The sequence below is a fragment of the Streptomyces sp. NPDC002671 genome (assembly GCF_053592475.1).
Window position 1 is genome coordinate 104,506 of record NZ_JBSFVU010000012.1, and the last position, 16,742, is coordinate 121,247.

The 16,742-nt window shown below is 73.0% G+C and carries 16 protein-coding genes and 1 pseudogene; 5 read left to right on the forward strand and 12 right to left on the reverse strand.

Annotation, left to right across the window (positions count from 1 at the left end; translation table 11 throughout):
* Nucleotides 1-51 precede the first annotated feature (51 nt).
* Nucleotides 52-879: pseudogene (locus ACWD35_RS20315) on the reverse strand (D-alanyl-D-alanine carboxypeptidase family protein); the annotation flags it as partial.
* A 110-nt stretch (nt 880-989) separates the two neighbouring features.
* Nucleotides 990-2,135 carry a transcription termination factor Rho gene (gene rho / locus ACWD35_RS20320; RefSeq protein WP_451352664.1) on the reverse strand — a complete coding sequence of 382 codons (1,146 nt, stop codon included), beginning with the start codon at nt 2,133-2,135 and terminating at the stop codon, nt 990-992.
* 354 nt (nt 2,136-2,489) lie between these two features.
* Here rho and ACWD35_RS20325 point away from each other — a divergent pair, with 354 nt between their 5' ends.
* Together ACWD35_RS20325 and ACWD35_RS20330 are read left to right on the forward strand one after the other, a co-directional pair.
* Nucleotides 2,490-3,746, forward strand: coding sequence for a cytochrome P450 family protein (locus tag ACWD35_RS20325; RefSeq protein ID WP_451352665.1), 1,257 nt, complete (start codon nt 2,490-2,492; stop codon nt 3,744-3,746).
* A gap of 101 nt (nt 3,747-3,847) precedes the next feature.
* Complete coding sequence (locus tag ACWD35_RS20330; protein ID WP_451352666.1) at nt 3,848-4,759, forward strand: hypothetical protein; 912 nt, start codon at nt 3,848-3,850, stop codon at nt 4,757-4,759.
* Nucleotides 4,760-4,793: 34 nt separating this feature from the next.
* On the opposite strand, the gene ACWD35_RS20335 is transcribed toward ACWD35_RS20330, so the two are convergent.
* Nucleotides 4,794-5,192 (reverse strand): nuclear transport factor 2 family protein, encoded by a 399-nt coding sequence (locus tag ACWD35_RS20335; RefSeq protein WP_451352667.1) that lies wholly within the window; start codon nt 5,190-5,192, stop codon nt 4,794-4,796.
* Between the two features lie 77 nt (nt 5,193-5,269).
* On the opposite strand from ACWD35_RS20335, the gene ACWD35_RS20340 reads away from it, so the two are divergent.
* Both ACWD35_RS20340 and ACWD35_RS20345 read left to right on the forward strand, forming a co-directional pair.
* The gene (locus ACWD35_RS20340; RefSeq protein ID WP_451352668.1) at nt 5,270-5,833 is read left to right on the forward strand and encodes a PadR family transcriptional regulator; all 564 of its coding nucleotides are present in this window, start codon (nt 5,270-5,272) and stop codon (nt 5,831-5,833) included.
* A 4-nt stretch (nt 5,834-5,837) separates the two neighbouring features.
* Nucleotides 5,838-6,587, forward strand: coding sequence for a class I SAM-dependent methyltransferase (locus ACWD35_RS20345; RefSeq protein ID WP_451352669.1), 750 nt, complete (start codon nt 5,838-5,840; stop codon nt 6,585-6,587).
* Here the strand turns inward: ACWD35_RS20345 and ACWD35_RS20350 are convergent.
* From ACWD35_RS20350 to ACWD35_RS20375, 6 genes are all read right to left on the reverse strand, one after another.
* The gene (locus tag ACWD35_RS20350; RefSeq protein ID WP_451352670.1) at nt 6,557-7,336 is read right to left on the reverse strand and encodes a GntR family transcriptional regulator; all 780 of its coding nucleotides are present in this window, start codon (nt 7,334-7,336) and stop codon (nt 6,557-6,559) included. The genes ACWD35_RS20345 and ACWD35_RS20350 overlap by 31 nt on opposite strands.
* 191 nt (nt 7,337-7,527) lie before the next feature.
* Complete coding sequence (locus ACWD35_RS20355; RefSeq protein WP_451352671.1) at nt 7,528-8,496, reverse strand: acetylxylan esterase; 969 nt, start codon at nt 8,494-8,496, stop codon at nt 7,528-7,530.
* An 86-nt stretch (nt 8,497-8,582) separates the two neighbouring features.
* On the reverse strand, nt 8,583-9,218 hold the full coding sequence (locus ACWD35_RS20360; RefSeq protein WP_451352672.1) for an Rv1733c family protein: 636 nt from the start codon (nt 9,216-9,218) through the stop codon (nt 8,583-8,585).
* A 154-nt stretch (nt 9,219-9,372) separates the two neighbouring features.
* Complete coding sequence (locus ACWD35_RS20365; RefSeq protein ID WP_451352673.1) at nt 9,373-10,125, reverse strand: ferredoxin reductase; 753 nt, start codon at nt 10,123-10,125, stop codon at nt 9,373-9,375.
* Nucleotides 10,118-10,723 carry a sulfite oxidase-like oxidoreductase gene (locus tag ACWD35_RS20370; protein ID WP_451352674.1) on the reverse strand — a complete coding sequence of 202 codons (606 nt, stop codon included), beginning with the start codon at nt 10,721-10,723 and terminating at the stop codon, nt 10,118-10,120. Before ACWD35_RS20370 ends, ACWD35_RS20365 begins: the two co-directional genes overlap by 8 nt.
* Before the next feature lie 34 nt (nt 10,724-10,757).
* Nucleotides 10,758-11,156: a MarR family winged helix-turn-helix transcriptional regulator gene (locus ACWD35_RS20375; RefSeq protein WP_451352802.1), complete on the reverse strand. Its 399-nt coding sequence runs from the start codon at nt 11,154-11,156 to the stop codon at nt 10,758-10,760.
* A gap of 128 nt (nt 11,157-11,284) precedes the next feature.
* Here ACWD35_RS20375 and ACWD35_RS20380 point away from each other — a divergent pair, with 128 nt between their 5' ends.
* On the forward strand, nt 11,285-12,334 hold the full coding sequence (locus ACWD35_RS20380) for a hypothetical protein (RefSeq protein WP_451352675.1): 1,050 nt from the start codon (nt 11,285-11,287) through the stop codon (nt 12,332-12,334).
* 95 nt (nt 12,335-12,429) lie between these two features.
* Here the strand turns inward: ACWD35_RS20380 and ACWD35_RS20385 are convergent, their stop codons facing one another.
* From ACWD35_RS20385 to ACWD35_RS20395, 3 genes are all read right to left on the reverse strand, one after another.
* Nucleotides 12,430-13,686 (reverse strand): vWA domain-containing protein, encoded by a 1,257-nt coding sequence (locus ACWD35_RS20385; protein WP_451352803.1) that lies wholly within the window; start codon nt 13,684-13,686, stop codon nt 12,430-12,432.
* Nucleotides 13,687-13,700: 14 nt separating this feature from the next.
* Nucleotides 13,701-14,963, reverse strand: a complete 1,263-nt coding sequence (locus ACWD35_RS20390) for an AAA family ATPase (RefSeq protein WP_451352676.1) — start codon at nt 14,961-14,963, stop codon at nt 13,701-13,703.
* A 124-nt stretch (nt 14,964-15,087) separates the two neighbouring features.
* Nucleotides 15,088-16,479 carry a hypothetical protein gene (locus ACWD35_RS20395; RefSeq protein WP_451352677.1) on the reverse strand — a complete coding sequence of 464 codons (1,392 nt, stop codon included), beginning with the start codon at nt 16,477-16,479 and terminating at the stop codon, nt 15,088-15,090.
* Between the last annotated feature and the right edge of the window lie 263 nt (nt 16,480-16,742).

Here is a 16,742-nt window from a genome sequence, read left to right on the forward strand (position 1 = left end):
CACCGTCACCACGAGCGTGCGCCCGCCCCGGCGAGCGGCGGCGACCAGAGTGTTGCCCGCGTTGCTGGTGTAGCCGTTCTTGATGCCGATCAGCCCCGGGTACGGCGCCACGCCGTCCTCGCCGGTCAGCAGGCGGTTGGTGTTCTCGATGGCGAACGACGAACCGTCACCGGGGAAGGAGGCCTCGGCGGTGGAGCAGTACCGGGCGAAGTCGGGGTCGCGCAGCCCGGCCCGGCCGAAGACCGCCAGGTCGTAGGCGGAGGACACCTGGCCGGGGGTGTCGTAGCCGTCGGGAGAGACGACATGGGTGTCCAGGGCGCCCAGCGAGCGGGCCTTGGCCTGCATCCGCTTGGCCGTGGCCTCCCAGCCGCCGCCCAGTGAGGCGAGGACGTGCACGGCGTCGTTGCCGGAGCTGAGGAACACCCCGCGCCACAGATCGGCCACCTGGTAGGTGTGCCCCTCCTCCACACCGACCAGGCTGCTGCCCTGGCCGATGTCCTCCAGTTCCGCGTTCCGGACCTGGTGCCGCAGGTCGGCGGGCAGGGTCGGCAGCAGGGTGAGCGCGAACAGGGTCTTCAGAGTGCTCGCGGGCGGCAGCATGCGGTGAGCCTCGCTCGCGGCCAGCACCTCGCCGCTTGCGGCGTCGGCGACGAGCCAGGACAGCGCGGACACGTCCGGAAGCTCAGGCGCGCCGGGATGCGGCCTGACCTGGGGGCCGGAGTCGTAGAGGAGGGACGGCTGGGGCACCGCCGCGTGCGGCCCGGGCGGCCCGAGGTGCGCGGCATGCGGTGCGGCGGCGGCCGGCGTGAGCGCCAGCACGCCCGCCACGCAGACCGCACAGACCGACACGGCCGCCCGATAAGGGAATCCGGTGATCATACGAGCAACGTACGAAGGCGTGCGCCGGGGGTCGCGCTGGGTGGGCCGGACGGCCCCATGGAACAACCCGGATGCCGCACGGGCCGGCCGGTCGCAGGGCCGGCTCGGGGTCAGCCGGACGGCAGGGTCGGCTGGACGCGGCGCAGGAACGCGGCGTTGTCCGGGGTCTCGCGCATCCGCTCCAGCAGCGTCTCCAGCCCGGAGGGTCCGCCTTCCCGGGCCCGCAGGACCCGGCGCAGACCCCGTACGGCCGTCAACTCGGCCGGGGCGAGCAGCAGTTCCTCCCGGCGGGTGCCGGTCGCGTCGATGTCCACGGCCGGGAAGACTCGGCGGGCGGCGGGCTCCCGGTCCAGCCGCAGTTCCATGTTGCCGGTGCTCTTCAGCTCCTCGAAGTAGTAGCCGTCGGCACGGGAGCCTGTGTCCACCAGGACGGTGGCGAGGATGGTGAGCGAGCCGCCCTCCTCGGCCTGGCGCGCGGCGCCGAAGAACCGCTTGGGGCCGAGCAGCGCGCCCGCGTCGACACCGCCGCTGAGGGTGCGGCCACCGGCGGCGGAGGCGTTGTTGTGGGCCCGGCACAGCCGGGTCAGGGAGTCCAGCAGGACGACGACGTCCTCACCGGCCTCGACGAGCCGCTTGGCCCGCTCGACGACCAGGTCCGCGAGGGCGATGTGCTCCTTCGGCGACCGGTCGAAGGTGGAGGCGTACACCTCGCCGCGCACCGAGCGCCGCATCTCGGTGACCTCCTCGGGCCGCTCGTCCAGCAGGAGGACCATCAGGCGGCACTCGGGGTGGTTGCCGGCGACGGCCGCGGCGAGCTGCTGGAGCAGCACCGTCTTGCCGCTCTTCGGCGGCGCCACGATCAGCCCGCGCTGGCCCTTGCCGACCGGCGCGAACAGGTCGGTGACACGGCCGGCGAGGCCGGAGGCCGGGTGCTCCAGCCGGATGCGCTGGCGGGGGTGGAGCGGCGTGAGCTTCTGGAAGACGCGGCGGTTCCCGCCGGGCGCGCGGCCGTTGACGCGCGAGACCTCGCTCAGCGCGCGCTGCGCAGCGCGGACGCCCTCGACGAGGTCGCCCTTGCGCAGTCCGTGACGGCGGATCAGCGTGGCGGGGACCTGCGGGTCGGCGGGGGAGGGGAGCAGGCTCGCGGCCCGCAGGTGCCCCTTCCCGTGTGCGTCGATGTCGAGGACGCCGGTGACGAGCCGGTCGGCGGCCTGGGGCTGCGGTGCCGCAGGGGGGTGTTCGAGTGTGGTGGTCATGGGTGAAGGTCCTTTCGCGGACGGACAGCGGTGGAGAAGGGGGGAAGGCCGCGAGCGGGAGACGTACGGATGCGTACGGATGCGTATGGCTGCGTCTCCGGGCGGCGGGAACGGCACCTCGGGGAGGCGATGACGGCCTCGTCACGAGGTGGTACTGAGAGAAGCGGCAGGCCGGGACCGGCCGACTGCGGGAGGAACTGGCACCGGCGCCCACGTGAGGGGGCGTACACAGGTGCTGACGGCACTATAGCGGCCGTTCTGCCTTCGTCAACAGGCCGGTGGGCTGATGTATTCCCCGGGTCGTGGTTGATTCCCTGGCACGGACCGCCCCTGCCGCCGACGTCGGGAGAATCCGTGGAGACCACCCCTGCCCTGCCACCGCACCGCCTGGACCCCGCGGGGGGCTGCCCACACGCCGACAACGCGCGGCTGCTGGCCCGCGGTGCCGTGGCCCCGGTCGAACTGCCGGGCGGGATCCAGGGGATGGCCGTACTCGGGCATGACGCGCTGAAGGACTTCCTCCAGCATCCCGAAGTCGCCAAGAACGCACGCCACTTCACGGACCTGCAGGAGGGCCGCATCGCCGCGGGCTGGCCGCTGCTGACCTTCGCGACCGTGCAGGGCATGACCACCGCCGACGGGGCCGACCACCGGCGGCTGCGGTCCCTGGTCAGCCGGGCCTTCACGCCTCGCCGGGTCGAGGAACTCCGGCCGCGCGTCGAGGAGTTGACGGCATCCCTGCTGGACGGCCTGGAGCGGGCTGCCGCGGAGGCGGGCGGGGTCGCTGATCTGCGGCGGCACTTCGCGCTGCCCCTGCCGATGGGGGTCATCTGTGAACTGCTGGGCGTGGCACCCGAGTTCCGCGACCGGCTGCACCACCTGAGCAGCCAGGTGGTGGCCACCGACATCGAGCCGGACGCGGCCATCGCCGCCAACCGCGAACTCGTCGAGGTCCTCGGCCAGATCGCCGCCGCGAAGGCCGCGCACCCCGGCGACGATCTCACCAGCGCGCTCATCACAGCCCGGGACGAGGGCGGGGACCGGCTCGGCCAGCAGGAGCTGATCGGCACCCTGGTTCTGATGATCATCGCCGGGCACGAGACCACGCTCAACCTGATCACCAACGCCGTGCGCGCGCTGTGCGGCCACCGCGACCAGCTCGACCTGGTGCGTGCCGGGCGGGTGAGCTGGGCAGATGTCGTGGAGGAGACGCTGCGCTGGGACGCGCCGGTCAGCTACTTCCCGTTCCGCTACCCGGTGCGGGACCTGACCGTCGACGGCACGCTCATACCGGCGGGCACGCCGGTGCTGGCCGGCTATTCCGCCGCCGGCCGCGACCCCGGCGCGCATGGCCCGGACGCCGACCGCTTCGACGTCACCCGCCCCACCCGCGCCGACGCCGTGCACCACATCTCGCTCGGGTACGGCGCCCACTACTGCCTGGGCGCCCCGCTGGCCCGGCTTGAGGCGACAGTCGCACTGGAACAGCTGTTCACTCGCTTCCCCGCAGTCGAACTCGCCGTACCCGAGACCGAGTTGGTCCGGCATGCGAGCTTCGTCGGGAACAGTGTGCGCGCTCTGCCGGTGCGTCTTGGGGAGACGGATGACTGAGGATGCGGGAGTTTGTCACCGAGCCGCATCAGATGTCCCCAGACCATAACGATCCCGGACGACAGGGGACTTGACCGCCAAGCGTGCCTTATCTTCACGACATGTCCACGCCACCGCAGCCACCGCAGCCGGCCGACCAGCCCGGGTCGCAGCCTCAGCCCCAGCCGCCCGCAGCGCAGCCGGCGGTCCCGGCGCAGCCGACGGCCTACCCGTACCCGAACCCGCAGTCGCCCCCGCCGGGGAACTTCTACGCGCAGCCCACGATGGTCGGCCAGCCCGCCGCCCAGCCCGTGCCGGGCCAGCCGCAGCCGGGAAACCCGTACGCACAGCCGCCGCAGTACGGGCCTGTGCCCGTGCCGCCGTCCGGTGGCGGTGGTGGCGGTGGTGGTGCCGGGCGGGCGGTGCTGTGGGGCGTCGTCGGCGCGGTCGTCGCCTCCGCCGTGTGGGCCGGCGGGGTCTTCCTGATCGGCGGCAAGGGCGACAGTGCGGACCTGCGCGGCTACTCGGCGCCCACGAACCTCTGCTCCGGCGCGGACTACTCGTCCTTCAAGGACGAGTACCCCGAGGGCGACTCCTCGCCCATCCACAATTCCCTGAAGCAGTCGGCGCTGGAGGAGGGTTACTGCAGCCTGGGCCTGAAGAAGAGCAGCGGCTCCACGCTCTCCGACGCCTACCTGACCCTCCAGCTGGACCTGCACAAGAAGACCGACCCGGGGCCCGAGTTCACCGCCACGTGGAAGAACTACGGTGACAGCCACAAGGGTTACGACGTCACCTCGGTCAGCGGCCTGGGTGACGAGGCCTACCTCGTCACGGAGGACACCACCAGTGGTTCCTCCAGCGGCTCCCGCTACGCCACCCTCGCCGTCCGCGACGGCTGGGTGACGTACACGATGAGCTACAGCTCCTACCTCAGCTCGTACGACGACGACAAGAACCCGCCGTCCATCTCCGACGTGTCGGGCTGGCTGAAGACGGACGCCAAGGCCACGCTGGACCAGCTGAAGGGCTGACGCTCACGGCCCGTCCGGAGCGGAGGCGCGGTGCTCAGGCGGACCGCGCCTCCGCCTCCCGCGCGATCTGCTCGAACTGCGCGCCCATGGCCTCGGCGAGGGCGTGCGCGCCGGACAGCGGGCGGACCATGACCATGAAGTCGTCGATCAGCCCGTCCTCGTTCACATGCAGGAAGTCGCAGCCGGTCACCTCGCGGTCGCCCACCCGGGCCTTGAAGACCAGCGCGTGGTCGGCGCCGTCCGGGTCGCCGATCTCGCGGACGTACCGGAAGTCCTGGAACACCCGGGAGACCCCACGCAGGATCGCCGCGGTGATCGCCTTGCCCGGGTAGGGCTTGAAGACGACCGGGCTGGTGAAGACCACGTCCTCCGCCAGCAGCGCCTCGATGGCGTCCATGTCCCAGGCCTCGACCGCCTCGCGGAACGCACGCATCGGATCACCTCACATCCTATACTCAATTAATTGAATAGGTGCGGGTGAGAGTAATCAACCGCTGTTAGCCTGTCCACATGTCGCTCAAGTACGCCGTCCTGGCCGCCCTGCTGGAGGGCGAGGCCTCGGGCTACGAGCTGTCGAAGGTGTTCGACGTCTCGCTCGCCAACTTCTGGCCCGCCACCCCCCAGCAGCTCTACCGCGAGCTGGAACGCCTGGCCGGCGACGGACTCGTCGAGGCCCGGGTCGTGCAGCAGGAACGCAGGCCCAACAAGCGGATGTTCACGCTCACCGAGGCCGGCCGGCAGCAGCTGCGCGCCTTCGCCGCCGAGCCGCCCAAGCGGCCCACCGCCATCCGGGACGAACTCCTCATCAAGATCCAGGCCATGGGCGACGGCGATCCCGAGGTCCCGCGGGCGCTGATCGAGGAGCGCCTGGGCTGGGCGCGCGGGAAGCTCGACCGCTACCGGCGGGTGCGCGAGCGCCTCCTCGATGGGCGGACCGAGGAGGAGTACCTGCGCACCGCCGAGCGCGTCGGGCCGTATCTCACCCTCATGGCCGGGATCGGCTTCGAGGAGGAGAACGAGCGCTGGTGCCGGCGGGCTCTCGCGGTCCTCGAACAGCGCGTGGCCCTGGGCTGAGGCGATGTTCAGCCCCGAGGGACCGACCCTCCGTGAACTCGCCGCGCAGGCACTGTCGTCCGTCGAGCACGGCTACGACCTGCTCGCCCCGAAGTTCGACCGGACCCCGTTCCGCACGCCGGGGCCGGTGCTGGAGTCCGTGGCGAAGGCGCTCGCGCCGCTCGGCCCGTTCGAGGACGGGCTGGACCTGTGCTGCGGCACCGGAGCCGGGCTGGACGTGCTCACCACCGTGTGCCGCCGCAGCGTCACCGGGGTCGACTTCAGTGCGGGCATGCTCGACATCGCCCGCCGCCGCTCCGCCAGGGCCGGCGGGCCGGGCGTCGCCTGGGTGCGCGGCGACGCCCGGGCCCTGCCCTTCACGGCGGCCTTCGACCTGGTGGTCAGCTTCGGGGCGTTCGGCCACTTCCTGCCCCGGGAGCTGCCCGGACTCTTCGCCCAGGTCCGCTCGGTGCTGCGGCCCGGCGGCTGCTTCGCCTTCCCGGTGCCCGCACCGCCGCGCCCTACGAGCCCGGCCTACTGGATGCTGCTCGGCTTCGACGCGGTGATGCGCGTGCGCAACGCCGTGTGGCGACCGCCGTTCGTCATGTACTACCGCACGTTCCGACTCTCCGACGTGCTCAGGGAGTTGGCGCGTGCCGGCTTCACCGTCGACCTGCGGGCACTGCCCGAGTTCGGACGGCGCGGCGACGGCAGCCCCCGGGCCCGGCTGGTGGTGGCGCGCGTTCAGCCCGCCGCCGGCAGGGTGAACTCGTAGACCAGGGCGTCCTGTTCGGCGTTCGCCACCAGATCGGTGATCTCCAGGGGGCGGGCGTACTGATCGTGCACCCGCCGGGTCACCCGGACCGAGGACGCGTCGCCGAGCTGGGTGATGGAGTCCCGGTGATGCAGGGCCAGGCCGGCCTTGCGCATCCAGTCGTAGGCCAGGCGCAACTGCGCCGGAGTGGCCCCGTCGGCCCGGTCGCGGTATCGCCCCAGCTCCGCCACCTCGGCCAGCGCCACGGCCGAGAACGACGTCACCGCCGTACGCAGCGACCGGCCGTCCGGCGTCTGCGACCGGTAGCGGTGCACCAGCGTCGGCCGGTGCGGGGCGAGCCCCAGCGCCTGCGCGTGCTGCGGCGGCGGGGCCTCCCAGGCCACCGTGGCCAGGTCCACCGTGCACGGGTCCCCCGGCCGCGCGCCCACCGGGAAGGTGAGCGCGTCCGCCGTCTCGACCGGGCGGCCGGGCAGTGTCGCGTGGCTGCCCCGCCGGTCGGTCGCGACCAGACCGCCGCGGCGCAGCACCTCCAGCGCCTGCCGGATCGTCTCCCGGCTGACCCCGAAGTGCCGGGCCAAGTGCCGTTCACCTGGCAGCCGTTCGCCCGGCGGAATGCTGCCGGCGCGCAGTTCGTCGAGGAGCAGCGTCGCGATCTGCCAGTACAGGGGCTGGCCGTCGGTCCCAGGAGAGTCGTACGGCGGATCGTGCGGGTGGTCGAAGGGGTGGTCGTGCGGGGTGGTGCGGGCCATGCCGCGCCTCCTGTTGGTGACAAGACGTAGCCGTTCGGGCTCATTGTGCGACCACATCTAGCATTGGTCTAAACCACAAGGGAAGAGCGGCCTGCCGGTTCGGCCGAAACACACCCGCCGGCACCTCCGCCGCCCGCTCCAGGAAGGCGCCCGGGAGCAGCCCGGAGACCCGTCACGACCTCTCCGCTCCGTCAGGCGTACGACCGCAGCCAGCGCACCTTCTCCGCCTCCTGGAACGGCCCGCCGCCCTCGTGGTCGTTGAAGTCGTACACCTCGATCGCCTTGTCCCCGTGCGCCCAGGCGTTGAACGCCGCGAACACCGTCGACGGCGGGCAGGTCTGGTCCTCCAGCGCCGCCGAGAACAGGGCCGGGGCCCGGCCCCGGGCCGCGAAGTGCACGCCGTCGAAGTAGGAGAGGGTGCGCAGCACCTCGGCCGAGCGACCGCGGTACGTCTTGAGGAACATGCCGATCTCCCGGTACGGGTGACGGTCCGTCAGCGTCGCCGCCCGCGGGAAGTCGCACAGGAACGGCACGTCCGGCGCGACCGCGACCAGGTCGGGGACGAGCCCGCCGACGGCGAGGGCGATGCCGCCGCCCTGGCTCTCGCCGATCGCCACCGTCCGCGACGCGTCGGCGAGCGGGTGCGAACGGGCCGCCTCGACGGCGCGCACCGCGTCCGTGAACACCCGCCGGTAGTAGAAGTTCTCGGGTGCGTCGATGCCCCGGGTCATGAAACCGGGGTAGGCGGGCGCCGCGCCCACCGGGTCCGGCGTGCCACCGCCGCCGCCCCAGCCGCTGCCCTGCCCGCGGGTGTCCATGACGAAGTGCGCCCGGCCCGTCGACGCCCACAGCAGCTTCTCGTGCGGCAGCCCGCGCCCGCCGCCGTAGCCGATGAACTCCACGACCAGCGGCAGCGGTTCCGTCGCGTCGGCCGGCACCCGCAGCCAGCCCCTGACCGGGTGCCCGCCGAACCCGGCGAACGTCACGTCGTACACCCTGACCGTGGCCAGCCCGGCCTCCACGGGCTCGAAACGGGCCGCCAGCTCGTGCTCGCGTGCCTCCTGCAGGGTCTTGCCCCAGAAGGAGTCGAAGTCCGCGGGCTCGGTGGACGCGCTGCGGTACTCGCGGAGTTCATCGAGGGGGAGGTCGAACAGGGCCATCAACAACCACCTTCGGGAGAGGACTTCGGACCGGACTCGGGACTGGTCGTCGGGCGGGAGGGGCCGGTGATCGGGTCACCCGGGGCTCACGCCCTGGGCTGGTTCCACTTCGGCCCCGTCAGGGCCCACTCCCGCTCCCACTCGTCCAGCCGGTGGCGCAGGGCGATCCGGCGTTCGACGGCGTGCCCGAGCAGGACCACGCCCGCCGCGCCGCCCGCCGCGCACAGGCCGACGGTCACGGTGTGCTGCCAGATCTGGACGGCGTCGGGCGGCGCGGCGACATTGTGGCCCTTGGCGTCGAACCACACGGAGACCACGTCCCCGGTCCGGACGCCCGCCGGGACCCGGGCCGGCGCGGTCCGTGCCCCCTTGCCGGGCTCGGTCCAGCGGACCTCGGCCCGGTAGGGGTGATCACGGTCGCCCTGTACCGAGGGCAGCTGCGAGGGAGTGTCGCCGACGACCACGGCACGCACCCGGTGCCGCTCGGCCCGCTGTGCGTCCGCGCGGCTCTGCGCCTGGTCATGGGCGCGCAGGCCCGCCGCCACCCCGACCAGGGGCGAGACCACGAACAGCAGGACGGCGACGAGCAGCAGCGTCCACGCCTCGACGACGTCCGACCGGCGCCGCAGCGGATTGCGCCGCAAGCGCCAGCCGCGCACCTGGGTACGCATGTCCACCTCCTCGCCGCCGCCGGAGCCGACGAGCCGGACGAGCCGCAGCACGGCCCGCCGCACCCCCGCTGCCGCTCACGCATACGAGCGTCCACACCCGTCTCGTACCCCGTACGGAGCACCTCGCTCACACTGCGAACCGCGAGTTCCAGCCCACCTGGAGCACGACGTCCGCTACGCGCCCCAGAAACGCGGGAGACGCCCCTCAGCCGAAGCGTTCGATGCGGATCCGGTGCACCGGCTGGCCTGCGTCGACCAGCAGCCGGGAGGCGTGCTCGGCGAAGCCGTTGGAGCCGCACACATAGGCCTCCCACCCACCTACGGGCTGCTCCGCCAGGAGCGGTGTCACATGTGCCGCGGCCATACGTCCCACCGGCACCCCCTGGGGAGCGCTGCGCGTGAACACGGTCGTCGTCTCCGCGCCGAGTTCCCCGGCGTAGATCAGTTCCTCGGGGCTGCGGGCGGACACGAGCATCCGCAGCGGGACGGCCAGGCCGCGCGCCCGGTGGTGGCGCACCATCGACATCAGCGGTACGACCCCGGAACCCGCCCCGAGCAGCAGCGCGGGCCGGTCACCGGGCCAGGCGAAGAAGCCGCTCAGCGGGCCGCGCACCTCGACCGTGTCACCGGGCCTGGCCACCGTGTGGAACCAGCCCGACACCTCGCCGTCCGGCACCCGGTCCAGGGTCAGCTCGATGTGCCCGGAGTCGTCCGGCGCGGACGCGATCGAATAGTGGCGCTGGGCCACATAGCCGTCCTCGGCCCGCAGCCGCAGCATCAGGTGCTGGCCGGGCAGATGCCCCGCCCAGCCCGGCACCGCGAGGCGGAAGGTGGCCGCGTGCGGCGTCTCGGCCCGGATGCCGGTCAGCGTGGCCGTCTGCCACGCCGACGCCACCTGCTCGTTCACCGCGATGCGCCCGGGCACGGCGAACGAAGTCGTCGTCACAGTCTCAGTCACCGGAGTACCGCTGTTCCTCCCACGGGTTGCCCCGCTCGTGATACCCATTGCCCTCCCAGAAGCCCGGCTCGTCGTGGTCGAGGAGCGTGATGCCCGCGATCCACTTGGCGCTCTTCCAGAAGTACAGGTGCGGCACGAGCAGCCGCGCCGGGCCGCCGTGCTCGGGCGGCAGCGGCTTTCCGTCGTACTCCCAGGCGATCCAGGCCCGGCCGCCGGTGAGGTCTGCGAGCGGCAGGTTCGTGGTGTAGCCCGTGTGTGAATAGGCGATCGCATGTGTGGCGGACCCATGGGGTCGCACCACATTGAAAAAGGCGTCCAGCGAGACGCCGCCGAACCGCACGCCGAACTTCGACCACCCGGTCACACAGTGGATGTCACCCTCGTACCCCGCGGCGGGCAGCGCCCGTGCCGCCTCCCAGTCCCAGGTGTACGGCCGCTCCACCAGGCCGTCGATGCGGAAGGACCAGTCGGCGGGGGACAGGTCCGGGGTGACCTCGGCGGACAGGACGGGCCACTCGTCGCGCGCGTCGTACTGACCGGGCGGCAGCCCCGGGTTGTGGACGCGGGGGCGACCCGTGAAGCCTCGGGTGACGTTCATGGTTCAACAGTACGAGATCCGGTGGGGGCCTGGCTCAGCCGGCCGTGGGGCCGCCCGCTGCGGCGTTGTACCGCTCCAGGTAGGCCGCGAACCGCACCAGGTCCTCCTCCGGCCAGTCCGCCAGCCGCTCCTGGAAGGCAGCCCGGCGACTGCGGGTGACCTGGGCGAGGATCTCCTCTCCGGCCTCCGTCAGATGCAGCACCTGCACCCGGTGGTCCTCCGGGTCCAGGCGGCGCTCGACCAGCCCGGCCCGCTCCAGCGCGGCCACCTGGCGGCTCACCGTGGACTTGTCCAGGGCGTAGTGCGCCGCCAGGTCGGTCGCCCGGCAGCTGCCGCGCTCCTCCAGGTGGCCGAGCAGGGTGTACGACACCAGCGACAGCTCGGGGTGCATGCGTCCCGCCGAGGCACGCGCCCGGCGGGCGAAGCGCGTCATCTCGCGCTGGATCGTCTCGACGGCCGACTTCGCTGTGCTCACGGGACTACCTCCTCCGGCGTTCTAGTTGTATAGTACAACTTGAAGTGAAAGTTGTATAAGCCAACCACCTGAGGAGTTCGCGCCCGATGAGGTCACCGGCACTGCGCCATGTGCTCACGCACCTGATCACCCCGCTCCTGATGTGCATAGGCATGGGGCTTGCGTACATGGGGGCCTTCGTGGCCCCGGAGCCGCACCACCTGCCCGTCGCCGTCGTGGGGACCGCTCCGAAGGCGAAGGTGTTCGCCCAGACGGTCAAGGACACCGCGGGGGACAAGCTCGACGTCCGCACCGTCGCCACCCGTGCCGACGCCGTCGACCTGCTCAGGTCCCGGGATGTCACCGGCGCCTATGTGCCGAGCGCCAAGACGCCCGAGCTGCTGGTGGCGAGCGCCGCCTCCGACATGGGCGCCACGGCCGTCGAGAAGATCTTCACGCCGGTCGCCGCGGAGGAGGGCGTCCCGCTGAAGGTCACCGACGTGGCCCGGCCGGTCGCCGACGACCCCACCGGGCAGGGCCTGTTCTTCCTCCTGATCGCGGTCAGCATCGGCTCCTACGCCTCGGTCGCCGCCCTCGGTGCCGCGGGCGCCGCCCTGCCCATGCGGGTACGGGCACTGCTCGCGTTCGGCGTCTCCGCCGTGATCGGCGGCATCGGCACGCTGCTCGCCGGGCCGGTGTTCCACCTCGCGCACCACGACCTCGCGGGCGTGTGGGGCATGGCCTGGCTGTACTCCGCCGGCATCCTCCTCATCGGCGTCGGCCTGCACACCTTCCTCAAGCGGTGGACCACGCTGACGATGATGGTGCTGTTCGTGATGCTCAACTTCACCAGCTCCGGCGGGTTGTTCCGGCCCGAGCTGCAGAACGGCTTCTTCGGCACCCTGCACGCCTTCTGGAACGGCGCCGGGTTCGTCGAGGGCATCCGCAGCCTGCTCTACTTCGGCAACGACGGCCTCGCCCGCAACGCGTGGACCCTCGCGGTCTGGCTCCTCGTCGGAGTGGCCGTGACCACGATCGCCGGTCGCTACGAAAGCACCCGGACCGGCCGGGAGACGGAACGCAAGGCGGAACGGAAGACCCACGAACAGGCCGAGGCGGAGGCCGAGGAAGAGATCGAGGAGACGGTCGGCGTCTGAGGACCCGTACCGCAATCCGCGCTGAGGGGCGCCACCCGTCCGCGCTGAGGGGCGCCCCCCCGGCCGACGGGCGGCGCCCCCTCTTCCGGAAGTGCTCATGAGGCCGCAGACCCGATGGTCACCACCCGCGCCCACGCCGGTGGCGCGTCCGGCCGGTACTCGGGACTGCTCTCGTTCCACCGCCGGGCCGGCGACCGGTGCCGGGGGAAGAGCCCCACCACGGTCCGGCACGGTGGCCGGGTGTCCGGCCAGGGCGTCTGCCCGTCGGTCAGGACCACGACGACGTCGGGCCGGGGCCGTGCGCGCAGCGCACGGGCGAACCCCGCCCGCAGATCCGTCCCGCCGCCGCCAGTCAGCGGGATACCCGCCGACTGGCACAGCGGATGCACGCTCTGCGCCGCCGCGTCGCAGGACACCACGGTGACCAGGTCCGAACGGCCGCCCACGGCACGGCAGATCGCGGCGACCTCCAGGAGCGCACCGCCCAGTTCGGTGTCGCTGACCGACCCGGAGGTGTCGATCACCACGCAGACCCGGGGCGGCTTGCGCCGCAGGCTCGGCAGCACCACCCCCGGCATCCCGGCCGCGCGCCGGGACGGGCGGCCGTAGGTGTAGTCATCGCCCGCGCCCGGACCGGAGACCGCCGAGCGGATCGCCGCGCCCAGCAACTCCCGCCAGGGCAGCGGCGGATGGAACACCTCCTCGGCCCAGCGCCGCCAGCCCTTGGGGGCATCGCCGGGGCGGCCGTTGATGCCCTGCGCCACCCGGAACCGGACCGCGTCCCGCTCCTGGTCGCTCAGTCCGTGCGCACCGTCCGGACCGAGATCCCAGGGGCGCTCCAGGCCGTCCGCCCCGCTGCCGCAGTCCAGCCAGGCCAGCCGGTCCAGCCGCCCGCCGAGCCGGAACATCCTCAGGTACTCCTCCATGAGGCGCCCCTCTGGCAGCCCCAAGTCCCCTGGGGCCGCGGCGCCTTCCGGCCGTACCAGCCCTTCGCCGTAGACATCGTCGTTGATCTCGAAGTCCGCGGCGATGTTCATCCGCAGCCGTTCACCCGGGCCGGTCAGGCCGTGCTCCCGCGCGACCCGGTCGCCACGTCCGTGATGGTCGCGGAGCAGATGCGACACCTCGTGCACCCACACCCCGGCCAGCTCCTCGACCGGCATGCGGTCCACGAACGCCGGCGAGACATAGCACCGCCAGTGCCGGTCGACGGACATCGTCGGCACCTGCCGCGACTCCACCGGGTGCAGCGCGAACAGCGCGGTGGCCAGGTAGGGCCGGACCCGGGCCGCGTGCAACCGGGCGGCGAAGAGCTTGTCCAGGTCGAGCGCCCCCGACACGTCCTCCTCCATGTGCGTGCCCGCCGTCACCGGCGCGCCCCGCTGCCTGCCTTCGCCCGGTGCGCCGCGTCGTCGGCCCTCCGGGACAGCTTCACCGCCCCGGCGAGGCGCTCGATCGACGCCGGTACGTTCCAGTCGTCCCGGCGCAGCGAGGCCAGCGTGGTCGCGGGAACGACCACCACGTCCGGGGCGCCGGTGTCCAGCGCGCGGACCAGCAGCGCCCAGGCCGCGTCCCAGCGAGGACGCTCCGGCCGTTTGCGGACGGCGTCCACCACCCCGTCCAGCACGGCCTGCCGCAGATCGCCGCGCTCGGGCAGCACCGCGCCGGCCGGGTCGGCCAGCAGCACCTCGGGGTCCGGCAGGTCGAGGCGGTCCAGGCTCGCCAGCAGCTCCAGGCCCGGACCGTCCCCGACCGCGCCCCTGACCAGCAGGGACAGCACATCGCGGGAGGAATCGGCGGCCGTCGCGAACGCGATCAGGCGCAGCGTCGCCTCCCAGCTCCGGGGCGACGGCCAGGCACCGCCCCGGCGGGTCTCGCCCTGAGGCAGCCGGTGCACGAGCCCCGGGCGCGCGGAGAGGAAGCCGCACACCGCGCGCCGCGCGAACGCCACGGCCTCCGGCAGTTTCTCGGGCTCCAGCCGGGGCAGCGTCGCCCGTGGCCAGGTCCCGCCGAGGCCGCGTACGACGACGTCGTGATCGTGCGTCCACTGCAGATGCACGAACCGGTTGGCCAGTGGAGGGCTCAGCTCCCAGCCGTCGGCCGCCGAGGACCGCGGATTGGCCGCGGCCACGATCCGTACCCCGGGCGGCAGTTGCAGCGCGCCGATCCGCCGCTCCAGCACGAGCCGCAGCAGGGCGGCCTGCACGGCCGGGGGCGCGGTGGACAGCTCGTCCAGGAACAGCAGGCCCCGGCCGGCCCGGACCAGCCGCACCGCCCAGTCCGGCGGGGCCATGGGCACCCCCTGCTCCGCCGGATCGTCGCCCACGACGGGCAGCCCCGAGAAGTCGGACGGCTCGTGCACGCTGGCGATCACGGTGGTCAGCGGCAGGTCCAGGGCGGTCGCGAGCTGGGTCAGGGCCGCGGTCTTGCCGATGCCCGGCTCACCCCACAGGAGCACCGGAAGATCGGCGGCAACGGCCAAGGTCAGCGCCTCCAGCTGGATGTCGGCGCGGGGTTCGGTGGTTGTGTCCCGGAGCAGAGCCAAGAGGCCGGCGGCCACGTCGAGTTGAGCGGCGGGAGGAAGGGCGGAGAGAGGGGCGGCAGGGGCGGCAGGGGTGTGCAGAGGCATGGTGATCACCTTGGGGCGAGTGGCGGACGGAACAGGCCGAGCAGAAAGGGCTGTTGAGCCGGAGTGGGAGACGGAGAGACCGCGTCGGGGACAGCGGGCCGGGATCAGGCGACGGGGGCCGGAATCAGCCGCGCACCGCGTGGCGCGGGCGGCGGCGGTGGGCCCGGGTGCGGCGGCGGTCAGCAGGAGCGGGGTTCGGGCCGGTGCCGATCAGCCCCGCCCGGTAGAGGCCGTAGGCGATGCGGCGCTCCGCCGCCGCCTCCAGCTCGTCCCGCAGGGCGCCGGCGCGCAGCAGCGCGTCGGGCCCCAGCAGCCCCTCGACCACGGCCAGCGCACCGGCGGTGTCTCCGTGGTCCAGGCGCTCACGGACCCCGGTGAGACAGTCCGGGCGCCGGTGCGCCTCGTCGATGGCCCGCAGGCAGGGGAGTGGCGTGCCGCCGAGCGCGACCAGCAGCTCCTCCCGACGGATCTCGTCCGGACCGTGGTCCAGCGGGGCGAGTACGCCGTCGACCAGACCGATGCGGTGTTCGGCACCCCGGCACTCCACGAGCCGTGGCGTGCCGACCGGGTCCGGACCGCGCGGCGCGCCGGACGGCACGTGCCCGGGGACCAGTGCGGCGGCGACCAGCGGGTGCGCCTGCTCGAGGCCGAGCAGACCCGCGCGGAGCAGCTCCAGGTCGGGCGGCACCCAGGTCGCCGCGTCGGGCAGCACGGGCACCGCGGAGCGGTTGTCGTCCGGCGGCACCGCGAGCCGCAGGGCGGGCGAGGCCGGACCGCCGGCGTCCTGGACCAGCTCCAGTACCAGCCGGTGCCGGCCGCCCAGACGTACGGCGAAGGTGCCGTCGGCTCGCCCTTCCGCGCGCAGCAGGATCCCCGCCTCGGCCGCCCAGCGGTCGACGGCACAGCCGCGCCCCGCCGGGACGGCCGCCGACACTGCGTCGTCCGGCGGCCCCAAGTCGCCGTCGCCCGGCGGCTGTTCGGCTCCGGACCGGACACGCAGTTCCGCGGCCCGGGAGGCGTCCCACAAGTGCCGGTGCAGATCGAGCCGGTAGCGCGGGCTGGGGTGCGGATGCGGATGGTGGCCGGCCGCCGGGCGGGAGCCGTCCCACAGGGCGAGGCCGATCCGCTGGCCGGCGTCCGCCCAGGCAGGCGGAGTCCGTGCCACGAGGTGCACCGGGCAGGCCGGGTCACGTCCCTCGTAGCGGGCCAGCGTGAGGGTGAGCCCCGGCCGCAACAGCCCGTCGGGCGCGATCCTCGGCATGTGCCAGCGCAGCAGGTCGGGAGCGAGACGGCGCAGATCCGCGCGGAGCCGGGCCATGAGCTCCCGCCCATGGGCGCGGGCGACGGTACGCAGATCGAGGTCGACGTCGACACCGGCGGCGGCGCACGCCCCCGCCCAGTCACCGGCGCGGCGGCGGGCGGTCGCGGTCTCGATCACGGGTGGCGGTACGGCGTACTCGCGCACGCGCCGCCACAAAGAGAGCCGGGAATCCCCGTACGCGGTTTCAGTGAGCATCAGCACTCACCTTGCGCGGACGGGACCCCCCATCTGAAAACAGAGTGAGTGGTCATCGCGGCGATCGTAACGGGCCCCACTCCACCGCGCCAGACAGTTTCGAACTCGGCGTGGACGACGGGCTTTGCGGGCGCTGGGGTATGGTGGCCGTCCCGCCGCGGACGTGCGCGGCTTCGGGCTGTCGAGGAGGTGAGACCCATTACCGCTGTGTCAGCTGGGGTGCTCTCTTCTTGTGACAGCCGTCTGTGACAGCGCGGAACGCC

What these genes read in the sequence shown, in the direction of transcription:
- rho (WP_451352664.1), bottom strand. Translation starts at nt 2,135, where the DNA reads ATGACCACCACACTCGAACACCCCCCTGCGGCACCGCAGCCCCAGGCC.
- ACWD35_RS20330 (WP_451352666.1), top strand. Translation starts at nt 3,848, where the DNA reads ATGTCCACGCCACCGCAGCCACCGCAGCCGGCCGACCAGCCCGGGTCG.
- ACWD35_RS20335 (WP_451352667.1), bottom strand. Translation starts at nt 5,192, where the DNA reads ATGCGTGCGTTCCGCGAGGCGGTCGAGGCCTGGGACATGGACGCCATC.
- ACWD35_RS20340 (WP_451352668.1), top strand. Translation starts at nt 5,270, where the DNA reads ATGTCGCTCAAGTACGCCGTCCTGGCCGCCCTGCTGGAGGGCGAGGCC.
- ACWD35_RS20345 (WP_451352669.1), top strand. Translation starts at nt 5,838, where the DNA reads ATGTTCAGCCCCGAGGGACCGACCCTCCGTGAACTCGCCGCGCAGGCA.
- ACWD35_RS20350 (WP_451352670.1), bottom strand. Translation starts at nt 7,336, where the DNA reads ATGGCCCGCACCACCCCGCACGACCACCCCTTCGACCACCCGCACGAT.
- ACWD35_RS20355 (WP_451352671.1), bottom strand. Translation starts at nt 8,496, where the DNA reads ATGGCCCTGTTCGACCTCCCCCTCGATGAACTCCGCGAGTACCGCAGC.
- ACWD35_RS20370 (WP_451352674.1), bottom strand. Translation starts at nt 10,723, where the DNA reads ATGAACGTCACCCGAGGCTTCACGGGTCGCCCCCGCGTCCACAACCCG.
- ACWD35_RS20375 (WP_451352802.1), bottom strand. Translation starts at nt 11,156, where the DNA reads ATGACGCGCTTCGCCCGCCGGGCGCGTGCCTCGGCGGGACGCATGCAC.
- ACWD35_RS20380 (WP_451352675.1), top strand. Translation starts at nt 11,285, where the DNA reads ATGAGGTCACCGGCACTGCGCCATGTGCTCACGCACCTGATCACCCCG.
- ACWD35_RS20385 (WP_451352803.1), bottom strand. Translation starts at nt 13,686, where the DNA reads ATGGAGGAGGACGTGTCGGGGGCGCTCGACCTGGACAAGCTCTTCGCC.
- ACWD35_RS20390 (WP_451352676.1), bottom strand. Translation starts at nt 14,963, where the DNA reads ATGCCTCTGCACACCCCTGCCGCCCCTGCCGCCCCTCTCTCCGCCCTT.
- ACWD35_RS20395 (WP_451352677.1), bottom strand. Translation starts at nt 16,479, where the DNA reads ATGCTCACTGAAACCGCGTACGGGGATTCCCGGCTCTCTTTGTGGCGG.